At 59.0% G+C, this 20,244-nt stretch carries 14 protein-coding genes; 10 read left to right on the top strand and 4 right to left on the bottom strand.

Translation table 11 applies throughout. The features are described from left to right. Nucleotides 1–403 precede the first annotated feature (403 nt). Nucleotides 404–1,114, top strand: a complete 711-nt coding sequence (locus XI02_RS10250; RefSeq protein WP_240537185.1) for a hypothetical protein — start codon at nucleotides 404–406, stop codon at nucleotides 1,112–1,114. Nucleotides 1,115–1,173: 59 nt separating this feature from the next. Here the strand turns inward: XI02_RS10250 and XI02_RS10245 are convergent, their stop codons facing one another. Continuing rightward, nucleotides 1,174–1,338 (bottom strand): hypothetical protein, encoded by a 165-nt coding sequence (locus tag XI02_RS10245; RefSeq protein ID WP_016847912.1) that lies wholly within the window; start codon nucleotides 1,336–1,338, stop codon nucleotides 1,174–1,176. 288 nt (nucleotides 1,339–1,626) lie between these two features. Between XI02_RS10245 and XI02_RS10240 the strand changes: the two genes are divergently transcribed. The 6 genes from XI02_RS10240 (at nucleotide 1,627) to XI02_RS10215 (ending at nucleotide 9,916) form a co-directional block, all read left to right on the top strand. Continuing rightward, nucleotides 1,627–2,895 (top strand): pitrilysin family protein, encoded by a 1,269-nt coding sequence (locus XI02_RS10240; protein ID WP_018269939.1) that lies wholly within the window; start codon nucleotides 1,627–1,629, stop codon nucleotides 2,893–2,895. Beyond that, a complete protein-coding gene (locus XI02_RS10235) occupies nucleotides 2,892–4,337 on the top strand; it encodes a pitrilysin family protein (RefSeq protein ID WP_050994307.1) in 1,446 nt (481 codons plus the stop codon). Before XI02_RS10240 ends, XI02_RS10235 begins: the two co-directional genes overlap by 4 nt. A 942-nt stretch (nucleotides 4,338–5,279) precedes the next feature. Continuing rightward, complete coding sequence (istA, locus tag XI02_RS10230; RefSeq protein WP_080650313.1) at nucleotides 5,280–6,830, top strand: IS21 family transposase; 1,551 nt, start codon at nucleotides 5,280–5,282, stop codon at nucleotides 6,828–6,830. Beyond that, nucleotides 6,827–7,639, top strand: coding sequence for an IS21-like element helper ATPase IstB (gene istB, locus XI02_RS10225; protein ID WP_018269937.1), 813 nt, complete (start codon nucleotides 6,827–6,829; stop codon nucleotides 7,637–7,639). The genes istA and istB overlap by 4 nt, the downstream gene beginning before the upstream one ends. A gap of 711 nt (nucleotides 7,640–8,350) precedes the next feature. Further along, nucleotides 8,351–9,100 (top strand): hypothetical protein, encoded by a 750-nt coding sequence (locus tag XI02_RS10220; protein WP_018269936.1) that lies wholly within the window; start codon nucleotides 8,351–8,353, stop codon nucleotides 9,098–9,100. A 60-nt stretch (nucleotides 9,101–9,160) separates the two neighbouring features. Beyond that, the gene (locus XI02_RS10215; protein ID WP_018269935.1) at nucleotides 9,161–9,916 is read left to right on the top strand and encodes a hypothetical protein; all 756 of its coding nucleotides are present in this window, start codon (nucleotides 9,161–9,163) and stop codon (nucleotides 9,914–9,916) included. A gap of 203 nt (nucleotides 9,917–10,119) precedes the next feature. Here XI02_RS10215 and XI02_RS10210 read toward each other — a convergent pair whose 3' ends face one another. From XI02_RS10210 to XI02_RS10200, 3 genes are all read right to left on the bottom strand, one after another. Continuing rightward, the gene (locus XI02_RS10210) at nucleotides 10,120–11,952 is read right to left on the bottom strand and encodes an NEL-type E3 ubiquitin ligase domain-containing protein (protein WP_016848203.1); all 1,833 of its coding nucleotides are present in this window, start codon (nucleotides 11,950–11,952) and stop codon (nucleotides 10,120–10,122) included. A gap of 830 nt (nucleotides 11,953–12,782) precedes the next feature. Next, nucleotides 12,783–13,028, bottom strand: a complete 246-nt coding sequence (locus XI02_RS10205) for a hypothetical protein (protein WP_225161260.1) — start codon at nucleotides 13,026–13,028, stop codon at nucleotides 12,783–12,785. Between the two features lie 124 nt (nucleotides 13,029–13,152). After that, nucleotides 13,153–14,814 carry a hypothetical protein gene (locus tag XI02_RS10200; protein WP_018269934.1) on the bottom strand — a complete coding sequence of 554 codons (1,662 nt, stop codon included), beginning with the start codon at nucleotides 14,812–14,814 and terminating at the stop codon, nucleotides 13,153–13,155. A gap of 2,392 nt (nucleotides 14,815–17,206) precedes the next feature. On the opposite strand from XI02_RS10200, the gene XI02_RS10195 reads away from it, so the two are divergent. The 3 genes from XI02_RS10195 to XI02_RS10185 all read left to right on the top strand — a co-directional run bounded on the left by XI02_RS10195 (nucleotide 17,207) and on the right by XI02_RS10185 (nucleotide 20,096). Then, nucleotides 17,207–18,295 carry an IS5 family transposase gene (locus XI02_RS10195; RefSeq protein WP_026192311.1) on the top strand — a complete coding sequence of 363 codons (1,089 nt, stop codon included), beginning with the start codon at nucleotides 17,207–17,209 and terminating at the stop codon, nucleotides 18,293–18,295. Further along, nucleotides 18,295–18,639 (top strand): hypothetical protein, encoded by a 345-nt coding sequence (locus XI02_RS10190; RefSeq protein ID WP_016848197.1) that lies wholly within the window; start codon nucleotides 18,295–18,297, stop codon nucleotides 18,637–18,639. The genes XI02_RS10195 and XI02_RS10190 overlap by 1 nt, the downstream gene beginning before the upstream one ends. Nucleotides 18,640–18,953: 314 nt before the next feature. Beyond that, nucleotides 18,954–20,096, top strand: coding sequence for a cytochrome-c peroxidase (locus tag XI02_RS10185; RefSeq protein ID WP_016848196.1), 1,143 nt, complete (start codon nucleotides 18,954–18,956; stop codon nucleotides 20,094–20,096). Nucleotides 20,097–20,244 lie beyond the last annotated feature (148 nt).

Raw genomic sequence — 20,244 nt, 5'->3', positions numbered from 1 at the left:
AACGCTTCAATGCTCCGAGCCTGCTCAGCGCGCATTCTCGCACAGACCGTTGCTTGGTGCATGTCCCATCGCTCGAACTCCGCGCCAGCATATAGTGACGGCAAAGGCGTCGTGCAGTCCGAGCAACCGGCCGATGGTAGACTGACGATGCTATGCGTGTCGATCAGTACGACGAAACCAGTCGGCTGGTAAACGCGCGTATTCCACTTCTTCTTGGCTTGCTTCTCACCGCGATGAACTTTCGCTGGCCATTGACCGCAACCTTGGATGGGCCGAGAACAGTACGACCCGGACTTGCCCCACCAAAACTGAGAGGCGACGGCCGTTTCGTATGCAGCTAATATTTGCCAGGGTTCGGAAAGACAAAAACGTTCGCTTAAGCGCTCGCGGCTAGGGGACAGGGATGATCACGCCGGTTCGACGGGACTGGAATCCAAGCGAATTGTTCAGCGCTCTTACACCTGCGATGTTCAGCGCCGAACCATCAGCCATACGCGCACGTTGGGATAAATTGTGGCCTGATTTATACACGGAATATGACGCCCGGCATTTGAAACAAGAACTTGCCGCCAGAAATCTCATCGCGACCGATGAAGCTGCAGCATTTCTCAGCGCCTGGGTGATTGATGAAGAGCGCCACACCAATGGCTTCATCCGGATCATTGAACTTGTCGCGAACGGATCCGAAAAGCATCTTCGCGAGAGGTTGGGCGCTCGATCGCATGATTTTGGTCCGATTACCGATTACCTGAAGGACGAATTCTCCTTGTTAGTTATGATTGCGTTTGACGAAATGTGCACTTGCCGCGCCTACGCGGCAGAAAAGCCGTTTTACGACGCTCTTGGGAACAACACGTTTCATCATTGGCTGCGAGAGATAATTGCCGACGAGGCGGTTCATTCGATGAACGCTGTTAATGTCATTCGCGCGCGCTATCGCGACCGCATTGGGCAAGTCGGCGCAATACTCGATAGCCTCATCCGCGCGTGCGATAATCTACGCTATTCTGGCACCTTCGTCCTCGACTACTTCGGCACAGCGTACTCCAAGGAGCTTCTCGCCAACTCTCGCCTCGCCACCATGAGAAACATCGTCAAGCCACTCCCGGCGTAGAACGAGACAGCAACAGGCGACAGGGATTTGATCCGGAGTCATATCGCGGTTCAATTTGTCTATCCCCGCTGCCATTCTACGGTTTGCGCCAGATTGTCGTGTGCTTTCTTGCGCAATGTCGTGTTCACGACCTGCCGGCCGTTGACCTTTGACCAGAACACGCGCGCCGGATCGGTCTTGCGTCCGGTTGGCGCGCCGTGCGGCCCGTGCCGCACATCGGGCATTTGGCCCGACCTTTGCTCCTTGCCAAACCGTGTACAGCCTCCTGTTTTGTCGGTCTATCTGCCACAAAACATGGATCTCTATGGAGCGAAGGCAAGGCCATGAAGAACCGGAGTACCGTCAACGCCATGGCGTCGAGCATCGCTACTGGCGCTATCGATTCAGTGACACCCACCTCCCCGGCGGTCGAGCACAGGACGGCTGATAGCACCAATCGTAACCTATACTCTTCTGCGGAGGAGAGCATCTTTGCTGAGGACAAGGCCAGATCGGATCGACCGGCTACCCTCATGCTTCCAAACGGCCTGCAAGTGGTGATGATTCCGGATCATCGCGCACCCGTTGTGACTCAGATGATCTGGTATAAGGTTGGCTCCGCCGATGAGCCGGCGGGCAAATCGGGGCTAGCGCATTTCCTTGAACACCTGATGTTCAAGGGCACAACCAAACATCAGGCGGACGAATTCTCCCAGACCGTGCTGCGCGTCGGCGGCAATCAGAACGCCTTCACGGGAAGGGACTATACCAGTTATTTCCAGCACGTGCCGCGCGAACAGCTCGGCAAGATGATGGAATTTGAAGCCGACCGCATGACCGGTCTTATTCTCAAGGACCGGGACGTATTGTCAGAGCGCGACGTCGTGCTGGAGGAATATAATATGCGCGTCGCCAACAGGCCGGATGCGCGGCTTGTCGAGCAGATGATGGCGGCGCTCTACCTCAACCATCCCTACGGTCACCCTGTGATCGGCTGGCGGCAGGAGATCGAAAATCTCGACCGCGAAGACGCGCTCGCTTTCTACAAGCGTTTCTACGCGCCGAACAACGCCATCCTGATCATCGCGGGTGACGTCAAGGTCAGCGAGGTCCGCCCGATGGTGGAAAGGAATTTTGGCGGCATTCCCCCGCAGCCATCGATTCCTGCGGAACGCCTGCGACCGCAGGAGCCAACGCCGGCCGCGCCGCGCACCGTGACGTTGGCAGATCCCCGCGTCGAGCAGCCAGCCTTGCGCCGTCTCTATCTCGTACCCTCGGCTCGCACCGCGACCGCCGGGGAGAGTCCAGCGCTTGAGGTGCTCTGCAAATTGATGGGTGGTGGCATCAACTCATATCTCTATCGCGCGCTGGTAATCGACAGGCGGCTCGCGATCAGCGCCTGGACGCGCTACAGCGCTACTGCGATCGATCTCTCGCAATTCGAGATTTCTGCCACGCCGAAACCGGGCGTCGAGCTCGGGCAGCTCGACTGCGCCATTGACGAGACGGTCGCCGATATTGCGCACAATTCCCCGCAGGCAGAGGATTTCGAGCGGGTCAAGACACAGCTGATCGCGCAAGCAATCTATGCCCACGACAACTTGGAAGAGCTCGCGACCTGGTATGGCGGCGGACTGACGACCGGATTGAGCATCGACGACGTCCGAGGCTGGTCGGACAGCATCCGCGCCGTACGGGCGGAGCAGGTACTCGAGGCCTCGCGCAAATGGCTCGACAAGAAGCGCTCGGTGACCGGCTATCTCACCAAAGCGACGTCAAAGCACACGGAGAAACGATCATGACCTGTTCCTTTACACGGCGTTCCGTCCTCATCGGCGGAGCTTCATTGTCAATTGGAATGCTTGTTTCGCCAGATTCGCTCGGCGCCGCCAAGAGCGTTGCCGCGGCCAAGATCCAGCGCCTGGTCTCGCCCTGTGGGGTAGAAGCCTGGTTCGTCAAAGACGCAACTGTCCCGTTTATTGCGATGGAATTCGCTTTCAACGGCGGCGCGACACAGGACCCCGCCGACAAAGCCGGCGTCGGCCACATGGTCGCTGACTTGCTCGATGAAGGCTCCGGCGATCTCGACTCCAAGAGCTTTCACGAGCGGCTCGACCGTCGCGCCATTGAGCTGAGTTTTGGATCGACGCGCGATCAGTTCCGCGGTGCCTTACGCACGCTCGAGGAAAACGCGGATGAGGCCTTCGACCTTTTACGGATGGCACTAACCTTACCCCGTTTCGACGCGGCCGATGTCGAACGGATCCGTGCCAGCCTGCTCGCGAATCTTAGGAATGATTCAAACAATCCTTCATCGCTCGCCAATCGCAAGTTCCTCGAAGTCGCCTTTAACGATCATCCCTATGCTCGGCCAGCCGGAGGCACGCTCGAGAGCGTCCCGAAGATTGGCGTCACCGATCTCAAGGGCTATGTCCGGCGCGTGATCGCAAAAGACACCCTCAAGATCGCTGTGGTCGGTGACATTCAGCCAGACGTCCTCTGCGGACTGCTCGACAAGGCGTTTGGCGGCCTGCCGGCCAAGGCGGACTCGGTGCCGATTCGCGACGTCGTCGCAGCAAAGCCGCCGCAGCGCGTCTTCATTCCGCTCGATGTGGCCCAGACGGCTGTGACTTTCGGTGGTCCCGGCGTCCGCCGCAGTAAGCCCGATTTCATGGCCGCCAATATCGTCAACCACGTTCTCGGCGGCGACGGTCTGTCGTCACGGCTGTTTCGCGAAGTTCGCGAAAAGCGCGGGCTGGCCTATTCCGTCCGTCAGCAGCTGGTCTGGATGAATCATTCCGCCGTGTTCGTAGGCAACAGCGGCACCCGCGCCAATCGTGCCGGCGAGACGCTTGAAGAGATTGAGAAGCAGGTCCGCCGTATCGCCGACGAGGGCCCGACCCGACAAGAACTCGACGATGCAAAATCTTACCTGAAGGGCTCGAAGATGCTGGCTCTCAATTCTTCATCAAAGCTAGCGCGAACGCTGCTGCAGCATCAGCTTGACAAGCTACCTATCGACTATATCGAAAACTACAATACCATCGTCGATGCGGTGACGTTGGAAGACGCCAGGAAGGTCGCGCAGCGGCTGTGGGGCCAGGGTCTGCTCACCGTTATCGTCGGCCGCTCCCCACCGGTCGCGGCCGAGTCGGCACCTGTTCCCTCCGCCACGACGACCCCGTCACACGCCGAGCAGCTAGGCGCCACACCATCACCCGCTTTACCGAGGAAACCCAATTAACTCTCAGGCAACCTCAGCGCCGCAGGCACGAGACTCGCTCTCCACGTCCTCCGGTAAAGAACCGGCAGTTTGCTGCGGCGGAGCAAAAAAATTGCGCTCAAATTCTCGCACTAGCGGCGTAATCACACATTAACCGCTTGCCGATCGTTGCTAATCTCTCACTGCTGGCCCAAGCGGAATTCTTGGCCCTGGGGCCTTCGCAGAGCTAGAGTTTGCTCCTGTCGGCGGACTCCGGGGCAGAGAAGCAGGAGCTATGAAGTCGACGCTTCTTGTTTCCGCTCCTTACCCGATTTGCTAGCAAATATGTGCTTTTAGCTGCCTTGCGCTTTACAGGTGTGCTCAGTTACTGCGACCCTGGCGAACTGGCGTTATGTTCTGTGGTGTCACGCGGCCCGATCCTGAATACCTGTGACGATGATCAGCAGCGGCCCATCGTGGCAGCGGCAGCCCCACAATAACGGCGGGTTCCCTCGACGGCGCCGCCTGGGATGCCACCTGATCGGCCGCATTGTGGCGGACCTGATTATATGCACGAGAAAATTATCGCTTTCGACATGTCGCGGAACGGGCGACTCTCCGAGCGACCAACCTCCGTGTCGCTAGATGCAAGTATGGGGGATGGTCGGTGACGCTCATGCCCAAAGTGAAGATCCCTAATTGAGATGGTCATCAGGCTCGCCGATCAAGCAACTGCAGAAGGGCCCGTCGGATACCGCTTCCCGCCGTCGAACAGGTCCACAGAGCCGAGGTCCCGGGCCGAGCTCTCAGCTCGGCGCTCTGACTGCCGCGCGGCAATCAGGGTGACAGTGGAGCGTCAATCAGGATGAGAGAGCTTCGCCGGGCTCGTGACGCAGGGAGGGCGTAGCCCGACCGGAGTTACGAGCCCGGCGTCGGCGCGATCCACAGGGGACCGCGCCGACTGGTGATCGCGGCCGGCTGGTTGTGCAAGTGGTTCTTCCGCCAAGAGGAATCACTCGCTTGCCAGGCCGACACGTTACCGATCACCAGATGAGGCTCTACATGAAGTACCGTCAGACCGATACCCCGCCAGTGGCCGCCGCCAAGGCGTCGTTCAGTACCTCGACCGCGTATCGCTTTGAGAAGGATCGAAGGCTCCCATTGCAGAAGAAGGGAGCCCGCGGCCGGCGCCGACCGGACCCGTTGGCCAGTGTTTTTGAGACCGAGGTCGTGCCGATGTTGAAGGCGGCCCCCGGCGTGCGGGCTGTCGCGATCTTCGAGGAGATGTTACGCCGCCACCCTGAGCTCGGGGCTGGAATCCGCCGCACGCTGGAGCGCCGGATCCGCGCCTGGCGGGCAATCCACGGCGAGGAGCAGGAAGTCATCTTCCGTCAGACCCACGAAGTGGGTCAGGTCGGCCTGTCCGACTTCACCGACATGGGCGAGCTCGGGGTCACCATCGCGGGCGTGCCGCTCGATCATCGCCTCTATCACTTCCGGCTGGCCTATTCCGGCTTTGAGCACGCCCATGTCGTGCTCGGTGGCGAGAGCTTCGTCGCCTTGGCGGAAGGACTGCAGAATGCTCTGTGGTCGCTCGGCGGCGCGCCGCGGGAGCATCGGACCGACAGTCTGTCGGCCGCCTTCTGCAATCTGGACCGGAATGCTCAGGACGATCTGACCCGGCGGTACGAGGACCTCTGCGCCCATTACGGCATGCGGCCTTCCCGCAACAATCGCGGCATCGCCCATGAGAATGGGGCGATCGAGAGCTCGCATGGCCATCTCAAGCGGACGATCGCCGATGCGCTGCTATTGCGCGGCACTGCCGACTTCGATGATCTCGCGGCCTACCGCGGCTTCATCGACGAGATCGTCAGCCGCCGCAATGCCCGCAACGCCAAGCGCATCGACCACGAGCGCGCCACCCTGCAGGCATTGCCAGATCGCCGCACCTCGGACTACGAGGAGGTGATTGTCCGCGTGACGTCAAGCGGCGGCTTCACCTTGCGCAAGGTGTTCTACACCGTGCCGTCACGCCTGATCGGCCACCAGCTGCGGGTGCGCCTTTACGATGATCGTCTCGACACGTTCGTCGGCGGCACCCATCTCGTCACCCTGCCGCGTGGGCGGCCGCATCCCAACGGCAAGCACGACCAGGTCGTCGATTATCGGCACGTGATCCATTCCTTGCGGCGCAAGCCAATGGCGCTGCTCAATCTCGTCTACCGTGATCGGCTGTTCCCGCGCGATGCCTATCGGAAGACCTTCGATCGTTTGCGCGAACGGCTGCCGGACAAGAAAGCCTGCCGGCTCATGGTCGATCTGCTTGCGCTGGCGCACGAGCGCGGCTGCGAGGCCGAACTCGCCGGTCAGCTCGCCGCCGACCTGGACGCCGGCCAACTGCCCGATCTCGGACAGCTGCGCACGCACTTCGCGCCCGATCCTGCCCGTGTGCCGCAGGTCGTGGTGCATCTCGCGCCACTGGCCGCCTATGAGTGCCTTATCGGCACCGCCGAGATCGGAGGTGCCGCATGAACACGGCCAACACCGTCGACACCGCGCGCCTCAATCTGTTGCTCAACGAGCTGCGGCTGCCCGCCATCAAGGTGCTGTGGCCGCAATTTGCTGAGCAGTCCGACAAGGAAGGCTGGCCGGCGGCCCGCTTCCTCGCCACCATTGCCGAGCACGAGATCGCCGAACGCGGCCGCCGTCGCATCGAGCGGCACCTCGTCGACGCACGGCTGCCAGCCGGAAAGACCTTCGACAACTTCGACTTCGAGGCCGTGCCGATGATCTCCAAGGCGCAGGTCACCGCGCTCGCCGCCGGCGACGGCTGGCTGGGCAAGGGCGCCAATTTGCTGCTGTTTGGCCCGCCCGGTGGCGGAAAGAGCCATCTCGCAAGTGCTCTCGGCCTCGCTCTGATCGAGAACGGATGGCGCGTTCTCTTCACCAGAACCACCGATCTCGTGCAAAAGCTCCAGGTGGCGCGGCGCGAGCTCAACCTCGAGGCCGCCATCAACCGCCTTGATCGCTTCGATCTCCTGATCCTCGATGACCTGGCCTACGTCACCAAGGACCAGGCCGAGACCAGCGTGCTGTTCGAACTCATCAGCGCACGCTACGAGCGACGCTCGATGCTGATCACAGCCAATCAGCCATTCGGCGAATGGAACAGGGTCTTCCCGGACCCCGCTATGACCCTCGCCGCCATCGATCGGCTTGTCCACCACGCTACCATCGTCGAGATGAACGTCGAAAGCTATCGCAGGCGGACCGCGCTCGAACGAAAACGCGGACCTGGACGCCCGCCGTCACACGCGACACCCAAAACCGTCTCTGATTGACGCTCCGCGACAATCAGAGTTCAAAAAACTCTTGCGCGCGACAATCAACGCGGCAATCATCACCTCGCCGCGACACCGACTCGCCATCCTGATTGTCGTGCGCTTCCCACCCAGATTGTCGCGCTATACTCTGACATTCGAATGTGCAACGAGGCTTTAAACAGGCCGCTGCTCGATAGTTTTCTTGTTGTGTTCGCTCGTCACGTTGCCTGCCGGATGAGACGGCCGCCATGATTGTCGAGTTAGATGTCTGACGATCAACCGGATCAGCACGGCCGTGCGACCCAACGCGCCGAAAGCGTCTTAAGCACCGGGGCGGAACACCCCGGTCATGCCCACGCCAAAGCCCAACTTTCCTGACGTACGTGAGACTCTCGAATTGTTTGCGCTGATCAACGATCAAATTGAATTAGCATGATGGTGATCGCGATCATCAGCGCGCATGGTCGACTGCTCGAATAATTTGTCCTTTCAGCTCACCACAAACCTCACGTGAAACGCGATCACGAGAGATTAGTTATTGTCATCGAATTGCATCGTCGTCGCAATCAAAGAGCTCCGATGGCTCGGCACTGGAAAACCTCATCAATCGGGCCGCACCCGCGTCGAAGATTCAATAGCCCCTTCTTTCTGCCATGTTCGCATCCAAAGCAAAGACACGCCGATTGCGCACGTCGCGCGCGGCAATAGCGAGTGTCTCAGGAGAATTCCATGGTGAAGCCGGTTGTGATTGTGGTGGGCGCGGACAAAGGAGGCGTCGGCAAGACGACCGTATCACGAACGCTTCTGGACTACTTCAACGTCAATAACGTGCAAACACGCGCATTCGACACGGAGTCGCCGCGGGGAACGTTGAAGCGATTCTATCCCGCAATCACCGAGATCGTCGATATGGCGACGACGGCGGACCAGATGAAGATCTTCGATACCCTGAACTCAGGGCTATCCGTCACCGTTATCGATGCTCGCGCCGGCTTACTATCCACAGCACTGGCCTCCTTGCGCGACATCGGCTTTTTGGATTCGGCGCGATCCGGCCAGATCACTTTTGCCGTATTCCATATTCTGGGATCATCCATCGCTTCGCTGGACGAGATCGCCGAGACCGCGACCTACATGGCCGGCGCAAAGTACTATCTGGTGAAGAACTTCATCAACGATACTCAATTCTTCCAGTGGGACCAGTCGACCTATAATTCTTATTTTCACCGCATCAAGCATGCGACCGAGTTGACCATCCCGAAGCTCAACGAGATGGCCTACGAGCAGGTCGAAGTCGCTTCTGTCCCATTCGTCGATTTTGTCGCAAACAAGGGCCGGAACGATGAGCCGGCGAACAATTCCTTCGTTCTGCGCGGCTATGTACGGCACTGGCTGGCAAATGTCTGGAGCGAGTTTGATCGCATCAACTTGACGGAATTGGCCGGCGCCAAGTCAGCGACTCGGAGCGACGATAAGTAGTCGCATTATCGGCGAGCGACGGGTTGAGCCCAGGGACGAAGTGAGATTGATCTGCTGGCTATGTTAGCGACTCCTATCTACATCATCTGCTCTCCTAGCCCGCAGGTCGGCAAAACTCTCGTCGCTCGCCTCGTGAGCGAGTACTTGCTGCTGAAAAATGGTACGGCGCTCTCCTTCGATGTAAATCTCAAGGAACCGTCATTGCTCGATTATCTCCCCAACATCACGGAGACCGCAGATGTAATTGACACTTACGGTAAGATGCAACTGATGGACCCACTGATCATACACGATCGGGTAGCCAAGGTGATCGACCTCGGCTTCCACGCCTTCGACGAGTTCTTCAAGATGTGCGAGGAGATCGGCTTCATCAAGGAAACAGCACGCTGCTGTGTCGCGCCTGTCATCCTCTTCGTCGCGGGCGCTGACCGCCATTCCTTCCGTGGTTATCAAATGCTGCGGCGGCAGATTCCACCGGCGGCGCTGGTCACCGTCCACAATGAATTCGTGCTGCGCGAAGGACTACCTGACGCGATGGATTGTGAGCGAGTGCTCCGGATTTCCGCGCTCCCGTTGTTTCTAAAGAGATATATCGATCGGCTGAGTTTTTCCTTCACCGGGTATCTGCGCGACGAAAAGGACTGGACCACCGAACTGCATCAGTGGATCCGGCGAAACTACACCATGCTTCGTGATTTGGAGTCGAGCGTGATGCAGCGAGGGTCCTATCGATCTCGCGCAACGAATATCGAGAGCCTACGAGGCACAAGGGCGACTGTGGGACCGGTTCACTATCCATTTCGCTATCAGAGATGAACGAGTGATATTCGACAGAGTGCTCGCCTGGTCGAGTAGTCGATAGAACGATTTCTCTTGATCGTCCGCACAACCTAGCGACCGAGACCTGCCGGCAACTCATTCGCTCGACGAAACTTCTCCATTCGTTCCTCGATAAGGATCGATAGCCGCCTGAGATTGCGCGCAGCTGGCCGGATCGACGGCTCCCGCTCGAGGGCGCTTCAAAGCTCAAGTCCGAATCTCTCGAGGACCTGATGCATGACCGGGCCTTTGATCTCGAGGGCGATCTCTTTGCGAATCTGGGCGCCAAGCACTCGCTCTGCATCGGCATCGCCCGTCAGACCATTCTCGGCCAGTCGCCGATCCAAGCGGGCTTGGAATTCATCGCCCATCGCGTCGACGAGCCGCCTCTCCATTGCAACATGGTCTTCGGGTGCGATGCGCCTCAACACGCTTTCCCATGGGTGCCAGCGCGTTGCCAGGTAGTCCGGAAATTCCGCTGCCTCCTGATTGCGCACCGACGCCTCGGCTCTGACAATATCGTCCTCGGTCACGTTAGAGACATTCAAGAAGCGCATATCCGGAGCGATGTGCAGCAGCTGCAGCGGGTTGCGCAGCTGGGTCTGGTAGGCAAGGTAGACCTCGATCTCGTCGACGTCGGCGTCAGGATCGGCACGACGAAGGGAATTGACCGTCTCGCGTGCGATCCTGTCCAGCGCCTCCAGACGAAACAGGACCCGGCCCTGCTGGAGCAGCTCGGTTAACCGGCCGTCATAGACGCCGTCTTCAACGTCAGCGTTCAGCCGTGCGCTCTGCATGCCGTTCCAGGTCAAGGTAACCCGATCTTCGCAGCGCTCGCTCGCTCCCGAGGCCAGTTGGAAAAACTGTTCACGCAAACGCGGCCTGACGGCTGCTTGCCGCAGATCCTCGACGACCGCCTGCCGGAACGCTTCGTTGCCATAGTTCACGGTACCCCCGAGCCGGTCGAGGAAGCGTGCATAGTCTTGCGCACCCGGTTCTTGGGCGAAGCGCTGCCAAGTGGCCATTACCGACGGCTCGGCCTCGAGCCAGTGCGCCACAACCTCTTGCAGCGAGCGCGGCTGGACTTCCAGCGCGCCTTCGGCCGTCGATAAAAAGACCTGCGGGCCTGCATAGCCCGCTGCATGTATCGTTGCCGTCAGGCCAGCCTGCACCAAATCGGGGAGCGGATTATTCTCCAGATTAACGCTAGAATAACCGCTTAGCTGTGTCAGCAGGGTCTCGGGTACGCTGGTCAGCTGGTTGTTGCTGGCGCCGAGCCAAATTAGGTCGGGAAGCGCCGTTTCGGGCAGACTGGTCAGTTCGTTGTGGCTAGCGCTGAGCCATTGGAGCCCGCCCGGAAGAGGCTCGGGCAAGTCCGTCAGCTGATTGTGGTCGACGTTGAGGCGCTGGAGCCGGGATGGAAGGTCGGGCAGATTGGTCAAGCGGTTGCCGCTGGCGTCCAGTTCCTCAAGCGTCGCCGGAAGGCGATCAGGCAGACTGGTTAGCTGATTGTTATCGACCCTCAGCCGCAGCAACCCGGGCGGTAGCTGTGCGGGCAGGTTGGTGAGCCCGTTGCTGATGACATCGAGCTGCAGCAGGCCATTTGGAAGCTCGGGCAGGCCGGTCAGCCGATTATTGCTGGCAGAGAGCCACTGGAGACTGACCGGAAGGTTCCCAGGAAGGCTGTTCAGCTGATTGTCGTCGACATTCAGGCGACGCAGCCCGGCCAGGGTCGACGCAGGCAAGCCGGTCAGGGACAGGGACGACAAATCTAGGGCCTCATTAACATCGCCTCTGTCCTGCCAAGCCCTCGTACGACTTACCGCTTCTCGACGGTCCTCGTGTTGCCCCTGCCCGCCTTCGGCGGCCCAGGTCGACAAGACCTCGAGCTGCGAGCTGGACGCCTCGCCAGCGGACGCCAGCGCATCCGTCAGGGCTTCGCCCCACTGCGTGGCAGCCGGAGATGCCGGCTCGGAGGTTTCCGAATCGGAAGTTCCCGAAGGAGTGCCTGAGCCAAGCTGCTCTGTATTCATCGCCGTCTCTCCGTATCCAAACCAAGCGCGTCCGCAGCCGCACCTTTAAGCCGTCAGCCTCACCAGGGTTGGCGCGCTGATCGGCTGATGACAAAGCTGGCGGTCATACGGCGCAATCACCGCCCACGGCTGGCGCGCACACCTGCCGGCCTGCAGGCGAGCAACTGCAGCTCACCGCAGCACAGCCAAAGCCTCGGCGGTAAATCCCTTGATGGATACCATCCAATTCTCTTGCCAGATCTGAGAACGTCAAGCCGGACCAGCCAGTAAAGATGTTCCTGCTACGAGACGTAGCTGTCGATAAGCTGACGGGCTTCAGAGCGACGAACAATGGGCGGACGGCTGGCCATCAGCCTCTCCCGAAGCTTAGGCGTAGATAGCGGACCGACGAAAAGCAGACGAGGATCAACCGAGTTTTAAGCTTGGCAAAATGCTCGCTGTTTACGGCGCCTCGGCGGCGCGGCGCTGATAGCCGGCGAGTTGCGGCTCCTACTCCCGAGGCAACAAACCGCCCCCTGCTCATTCAGATGGCCACGTTGGGACGCTAGCTTGAAAGCCCGCGATCCCATGTAGCACCGCTCACGCTTCACTGCGAGGCGGTACGCCCCGGCGCAATCGGCAAAGGCTGGCTGATAACCTCCTAGATGGCGAGTCCCCACCTATTCTGACATCGGCGGCAAGGATCGATCTTGCCAGATCGGTTCAGACTGCCGCAGGTTTCGGCCAGCAAAAGCGGACGACTCGGCCCTTGCCGGGGCGCTTTCTCAGTCGAACAACGCGCGCCCGGCTGCATCTGACACTGATTCGATGGAAGTTTCTTAACTTCGAGATCAATGCATTAGATCCGCCCCGCGTCCGATAAACTCGAGCACCGACTGCGCCTCGTTGATTTCGCTTGAAACGCGCTTCAATATCCGAACTGCCACCTCTTCCGTCGCGATCAGCCCCGCTCTTTCGCAGGCTAATCCGAAATGATGCATCACCTGTTCGTAGGAGGGCGCAACACGATTCTGCAACAAGCTGATCGCCAATGATGAGAGCATCTGCTCGACGACATCCTTCTCAGCCTGGATCAACAACTACGTCCTTCCGATTGTTTACTCAATTCTGTGGCTGTGCACGCCTCCGACTGCATCCCAAGAGGGTCGCTGCGTGGGATTGTCGTGTTGTGACCTCGCCGCATACTACGCATGAACACCGCTAGGAAGAGGCTTCTTTGGCCGATTGCCTTGTTTGGTGGGACCACTTCTCCCCTGACCGGAGCTGAGTGGCTTCACTTTGTATCAGTTGCAGCTCCTCGATGATCTTCGCTATCGCCTCATGCCCTGCTTCGCCTTGCGGCCACCTATTGAAGCCATCCATCAGACTCTCCGATTCCGGTTTGGTAAAGTCAAAGAACCGGATACCGCGGCCTAGGACCTCATTGACGATCGCGATCGTGGCTTGGCGAGCGGCGCTCTGCAGCGGCCATCTATTGAAACCGATCACCAGGCCCCTGAGATCCTGGGCAGTGAAGTCTGAGAGTCCCGTCCTGCGGCCGGCACGGCGAAGGACCTCGTCCGCGAGCACAACGGTCACTTGACCACACGGCAGCTCCTCCGGCCAATTGCTGAAGCCGTTCACTAGGTTCGCGAGCCCCTGCTGTGAAAAATCGTAGAGCTGAGTGGCGCGGCGCAGAACCTCACGAGCGAGTGCGACGGCTGCTCGGCGAAACGCCGGCTCTTCCGGCCACTTGCTGAAGCCGTTCACCAGGTTCGCCAGGCCCTGTTGGGTAAGATCGGGGAGCTGGACAGCACGCCAAAGTACCTCACCAGCGATCGCAATTGCAGCTTTACGACAGGTCGCATCTTCAGGCCATTTGCAAAACCCGTTCACCAAGTTTGCCAGTCCTTGTTGGCTATAGTGAGGAAGTTGGTCAGCACGGTGCAGGAGCTCACTTGCGATCGCGATTGTGGCTTGACGAGAGACTGCCTCATCCGGCCATTTACTAAAGCCATTCACCAAATTTGCCAGATCCTGCTCGCCAAACTCATGAAACCGGGCGACCCGACGAAGAACTTCGCCTGCGATCGCAATCGTGACTTGACCACACGCCAGCTCTTCCGGCCACTTGCTGAAACCGTTCACCAGGATGGCCAATCCCTGCTGAGGAAACTCGCAGAGCCTGCCGGAACGATGCAGAATTTCGAGTGCAAGCGTGGCTGCTGCTTGGCGCGAAGCCGCCTCATCCGGCCACTTGCTGAATCCGTTGACCAGGCTCACCAATCCTTGCTGTGTAAAGTCGGAGAGTTGGTGATGGCGGCCTGCGCGCCGAATGACATCGCCCGCAATTGCAACCGCCGCCTGGCGAAAGTCTGCTTCTTCCGGCCATTTGCTGAAGCCGTTTATCAGCGCCGCCAGGCTCAGATTGTTCAACTCTTGAAGCGGCCTGCTTTCCTCGCGACAAAACTTCGCTATTCTGATCGCCCCTTTGCGACATTCTGCTCTGTTGGAATGCCGACCGAATGATGCGGCGAATATGGAAAGGGCTCTTATCCCGATTTTTCCAATCAGCGCATGGTCAAGCAGCGACACGCGAGAAGCTATTCTTTCGCAAACGTCCCGGCCGACCTGACCTCCGGCCTTCCGGCTCACCGCATTGCATGTCGTGGCATATCCCCACGATCTCCCGGCACGGATGCTTTCCTCGAAATTCGGCAGGAATCTAGACTGAAACTCAAGCGCAGCCTTTTGCAGAAAGACCGGATGGTCCGCCTTGCGCAGCTGCTTGTCGCGCGCAACCACCACAGTTGAGAATTCAACGATGTCGCGAGCACAATCGATCTCGCTTAGCGCCGTCGTCAGATTGGCTTGAGTAGACATGGGATCTTCCGAGCTTTCACCGCGGCGCCTTGTCCAGCCACAAGCTCAATGCGACTAGTCACCGCTTATGGCTGAATGTTTACCGCCTACGCAGTTGAAGCATCTCTTGCGAGGGCCGGCTGTTCACTCGGCGGGCCCTCACTGCACAGCGAGGAAACGTGATTAAAGCAGTTGTCAGAGACATCCTGCTGCGCGCATCACTCCATCACCTCATGACATATCACGGCTCCGGTTGTTGCAGCGCGATTGACAACGGCCAGCACAGCAGCCCCCTCCCCGCCGATGGACCCAAGGTCCTGCCCATGGCCCGCAAGCGACAATGTCGGCAATTAGGAAGCCATCCCTGTCCGATCATGCTGAACCATTCGACGCCCGTCCTGCCTGCGTTTGTCTTTGCGAGACTACAACCTGACGCAGCGTGGGGTTCAAGCTACTAAATTGGTATCGAAGCGTGGCGTTGCCCAGCCGACTATCGCAGCGGCTAGCAATGGGGCGTCCATTCAGTTCGACACGATTTCGAGTGACATTCACCCAGTGAGGTCCTGCGCTCGCTCCCGCGCTTCGTTCTATCGGGGCGCGCCCCGGATATCGCGGTAACGCTCGTTTTATCTATGGAAGAAAACATTGCCGCCATGCCCTTTCCGGGATGTTGGTGAGCGCGCGCACCTTACCCATAGACATGCTCGTTGGGAAACGCTTGTAATGGTGCGACGGCCAACGACACTGACCAGTCAAGGAAACCGCGAGAGTGCAATGACGCTGCACACGCCGCTGGGGGGCAACATCGATCGCCCCTGGAACGCAGGAATTCCTCAACCCGGACGATCGTAGCGCCGAAAACCCGCAGCAATCCGCAGCAAATTCCGGTCACGCCCCCAGCGTAAGGTGATATCGGTTGATAACAGTCTTGAATACATCGAACCGCTCGCCACATCCGCCAAGCAATGGCGACGAATCGCACAGGTACAACTCCGTCGGCATGAATGCCGACGGAGCGACTACGCAGTGCTGACGCGTACGCGTTGTACCTTCAATGCCCAAGTGGAACTGCATCTGTGATGACTTCGATTGATGATAGATTAAGTGAAATCAGATGGGTACGAAACGAGATCTGGCGCTGTCGTAGATTGCTTAAGACGGAACTGCCTCGCGAGGAGAGTGCTGCCGTTGAGAAGCGTCTGCTTGAGCAGCTTTCCGCCTTTGAACGGCTCTTGACGACCGCATTTCCTCTGGTCTTGAGCCCTTCAGTGAACTCAACCAAAAGCAGTCCCATCAGTTCAAGTGAATCCACTGAAACGCTCGTTGAGAACGCCGCAACGGCATCAACCGATTCCTTCCGGATCTCGATCGGCAGTTAATGCGAGCATTTTGGAGAAACACCCCCGCTCCGATGCCTCACTCTCGATGCAGGATCGGAACGTTGTTGACGCCTCGTTTTTTCGGCCCAACGTTTCTCTCCGCCGCGGTTGGCATCACGCGGCGACATTCGACACGCAAGCCTTTGAAATTGTCCCTAAGACAAAACATGGCCGCGTCCATATCGCTACGCCCCGTAAAACGGTCACAGAATCGCATCACGTCTGGTCTGCAAGACGTCAAGATCTCTTCCAATCTTCGTTCTCGCGCGCTAGCGTATCCCGTGACCCACGTGGCTGCGATCGCAACAAGGGCGGTGGCATGGCGAGGCGCGCGGTAAGCCCAACCCGTTCGTCGCTTTTGGCTCAACAGAACTCTCTTAAGCTGCATAACCTTCAGTATTGTTCTTTGCCTCGCAAGTATTGTCTGTTTAGGAAAGTAGGTCGCCCGCATCGACACGAGCGGCCGGCGTCATTTGCGGGACTTCCGACTCATCGTTGCATCGGGTGTCAGGCCTTGCTGCCACGATCAAAACGCAACGCAGGCTGGCTGCATTTGCAGCGGACGGAGCCCAATTTAGGTATTGTGTTTAAGCTTGTGACATTCGCGACGTAGTCCCCAACATGACATTTCTGCAAAGGCGGCAGATCCTGCTTGGCACTGCCTACAACCTGACGCTACGGTCGATTCAAGCACTTTGATCGTCGAACAAGTGTCAATACGCAGCAAAACAGCACATCCATATCTTGGCGGGAGCTCGCAAGGAGAGTTCCTCGGCAATTGCACGCTTCACTGGACGCAGCGTATACGAAGCCTTATCCAACGACGGCCGATAACTGCTCGGCCACGCTGGAACGCAACGCATAGTTGATGGATTCGCAAGGTCACACGATTTCGTCGCGTCAAATGACGCGACGAATTGCGTCGATGCTCCGCGTTTTTGCTCAGCGTCCGATCTAGCAGGCTGTTGAAAAAGGTACTCGCCGCCAACCGGCGAGCGTGATTCATTGGCTCCGACGAGATTCGGAGACGGGGCGTGCGCGGTGGCGATAATCGAACGGGCGAGTTGTTCAGCTACGTCGACCTGGAGGCACGGGTACGGCGTGATCATCCGCTGCGAGCGATCCGGAGGATTGTGAACGAGGCGCTGTCAGAGCTGGAGCGCGAGTTTGCCGCGCTCTATTCGCCGATTGGGAGGCCGTCGATCCCGCCGGAGAAGCTGCTGCGGGCGATGCTGTTGCAGGCGTTTTATTCGATCCGCTCGGAGCGGCTTCTGATGGAGCGGCTGGAATACGACCTGCTGTTCCGCTGGTTCGTCGGCATCGGCGTCGATGACGCAGCCTGGGACCATTCGGTGTTCTCGAAGAACCGCGACCGGCTGCTGGAAGGCGACATCGCGGCGAAGTTCCTGGCGGCGGTGCTGGCGCAGCCCAGGGTGAAGAAGCTGCTGTCGAGTGATCACTTCTCGGTCGATGGCACGCTGATCGAGGCCTGGGCCTCGATGAAGAGTGTCAAGCCGAAGGACGGCTCCGGCGAGCCGCCGGCGCAAGGCGGCCGCAATGCTGATGCGGACTTCCACGGCCAGAAACGCTCGAATGACACCCATGCTTCGACCACCGATCCAGACGCCAGGCTGTATCGCAAGGGCAAAGGCAAGGAGACGAAGCTGTGCTTCATCGGGCACGGGCTGATGGAGAACCGCCACGGTCTGCTGGTCGATGCCTGCCTGACGCAGGCCGATGGGCATGCCGAGCGGGTGGCCGCGCTGCACATGATCGAGCCTCGTGCTGACCGGCCGACAGCGATCACGCTTGGCGCCGACAAAGCCTACGACGTGGAAGACTTCGTCAACGAACTGCGCTCGATGAACGTGACGCCGCATGTGACACAGAACACCAGCGGCCGCCGCTCTACGATTGACGGGCGAACAACCCGGCACGGCGGCTATGCGGTCAGCCAGCGCATCCGCAAGCGGATCGAGGAGGCATTCGGCTGGATCAAGACGATCGCGGGGCAAGAGAAGACCCGCTTCCGTGGCCGTGATCGGGTCGCATGGGCCTTTACCTTCGCTGCCACCGCCTACAATCTGGTGCGGCTGCCCAAGCTGATCGCGGAGACCGGCTGATGGCCAAGGTGCCCGGTCTCGCCAAGGCCTTTGCAGGCCGCTGGCGCATCGTCGAGATGGACGTCTGGGATAGCGACTTCCTCGATCTTGTCGAGGAGGCGCATCTCACCTTCCAGGGCAAGTCCGATGGCGAAATCGCCTTTGGGGCTCTCAAGGGGTTCCTGGACGTGCGCTACGGCACCCGCGACGGATCGGCGTGCGCGGAGTTCTCATGGGAAGGGCACGATGAGAACGATCCGTCCTGCGGTCGCGGATGGGCTATGGTCGGCACTGCAGACAGGCTCGTCGGCCACTTCTACATCCACAACGGCGACGATTCAGCCTTCGTTTGCGAACGCGGCTGAGTTCTTCAACAGCCTGCTAGTTGTAAGCCTACGCGTCTAAAATCGCGCAACCGACAGCTTTATGGCTTGCCTATCGGTTGAGATAGTAGGCCGAAATATACTTCGTCAGCATGGCCATCGTCGCGTGTGGAACGCCGGTTGATCCCAAAGGTTCGAGCCGACTGCTGGCATTCCTGCAATTGTTCAAGACCAAATCAACGGCCCCCCTTGACCTCCATTGGCACGGCGGTTGCTACTACGCAGCAACAGCGGATCAGACTTGGATGAGTACCCCAATGGATGTCGCTCGTCTTTGATCGCTGGGAGTCATTTCGATGATAGGCAGGCTAGCTGCGACCCGCACCCTGCTCGCGACTTCCACGAATTACGACAAAGGCAGGCTTGGGATGAGGAAATCAGCGGCACGAACGCTTTACATCGCAGCCAAGCTGTGCGTTCTGGCCGCTGGGATTCTGGCATCGTCAACGGCAGGCGCCGATGATGATTTGATGAGTGCGGCGAGGCAGATTTTCAAGCCGATCCCCTCTATTGTTCCTGCGGTCAAGAACAACCCTATTACCCACGAAAAGGTTGCACTCGGCAAGATCCTGTTCTTCGATCCGAGGCTATCGGCGAGCGGGGTCATCAGCTGCAATACATGTCACAATCTTGGGACCGGCGGAGCAGATGCCGGCCCGAGGTCGCTTGGTCATCGCTGGCAGCTAGGTTCACGTCGAGCGCCAACGGTCTATAACGCGGTCTTCAATGTGGCACAGTTCTGGGACGGACGCGCGGCTGACCTCAAGGCACAAGCCGTAGGCCCTGTCCAGGCCAGTGCGGAAATGAATGCAACGCCTGCTCGCCTTCTTAATACGTTGAATTCAATGACTGATTATATTGTCATGTTCAGCAAGGCGTTCCCGAACGACGCGACGCCCATTACCTTTGACAATTTCGCCAAGGCCATCGAGGCATTCGAGGCGACCTTGATCACGCCCGCCGCTCCCTTCGATCAATACCTCGAGGGCGATGCGTATGCTCTCAGTACTCAGCAGAAAGCAGGATTAAAGCTGTTCATAGAAAAGGGATGCTCGTCATGCCACAATGGTATCAACGTCGGCGGCCAGGACTACTTCCCGTTCGGCGTGACGGAACGGCCAACCGCAAGCCTGCTGCCGAGGGACGACAAGGGCCGTTTCGCCGTCACCAAGGTCCCCAGCGACGAGTATGTTTTTCGCTCCGCGCCGTTGCGCAATGTCGCATTGCGTCCTCCCTACTTCCATTCGGGCCAAGTTTGGAGCCTCAAGCAAGCTGTTGGCGTGATGAGTGAAATACAACTCGGCGCGAAGCTCAACGATAGAGAAACAGACGACATCGTCGCGTTTCTAAATTCACTTACCGGGCAGTTGCCTAAGATCGATTATCCGATATTACCCGCGCGCACCGACACAACGCCAAAGCCCTCTATGGAACAATAGGGCAAATAGGCTGTCGGCTTACAGAGCCAGGCTCGTCAAACTTGCCAAGGGAGGAAGGTGCGGGCACCCAAGCTTCCCGCAGCGACGTCAAAGAGCACCGTGTCGAGCCGGAGCTCACAATCAAACGAATTCGGCGCTGAGTTCTTCC

The organism is Bradyrhizobium sp. CCBAU 21365 (assembly GCF_015291305.1).
GTDB lineage: Bacteria > Pseudomonadota > Alphaproteobacteria > Rhizobiales > Xanthobacteraceae > Bradyrhizobium > Bradyrhizobium elkanii.
The sequence above is the reverse complement of the archived record's forward strand: the minus strand, read 5'-3'. Positions and strand labels throughout refer to the sequence as shown.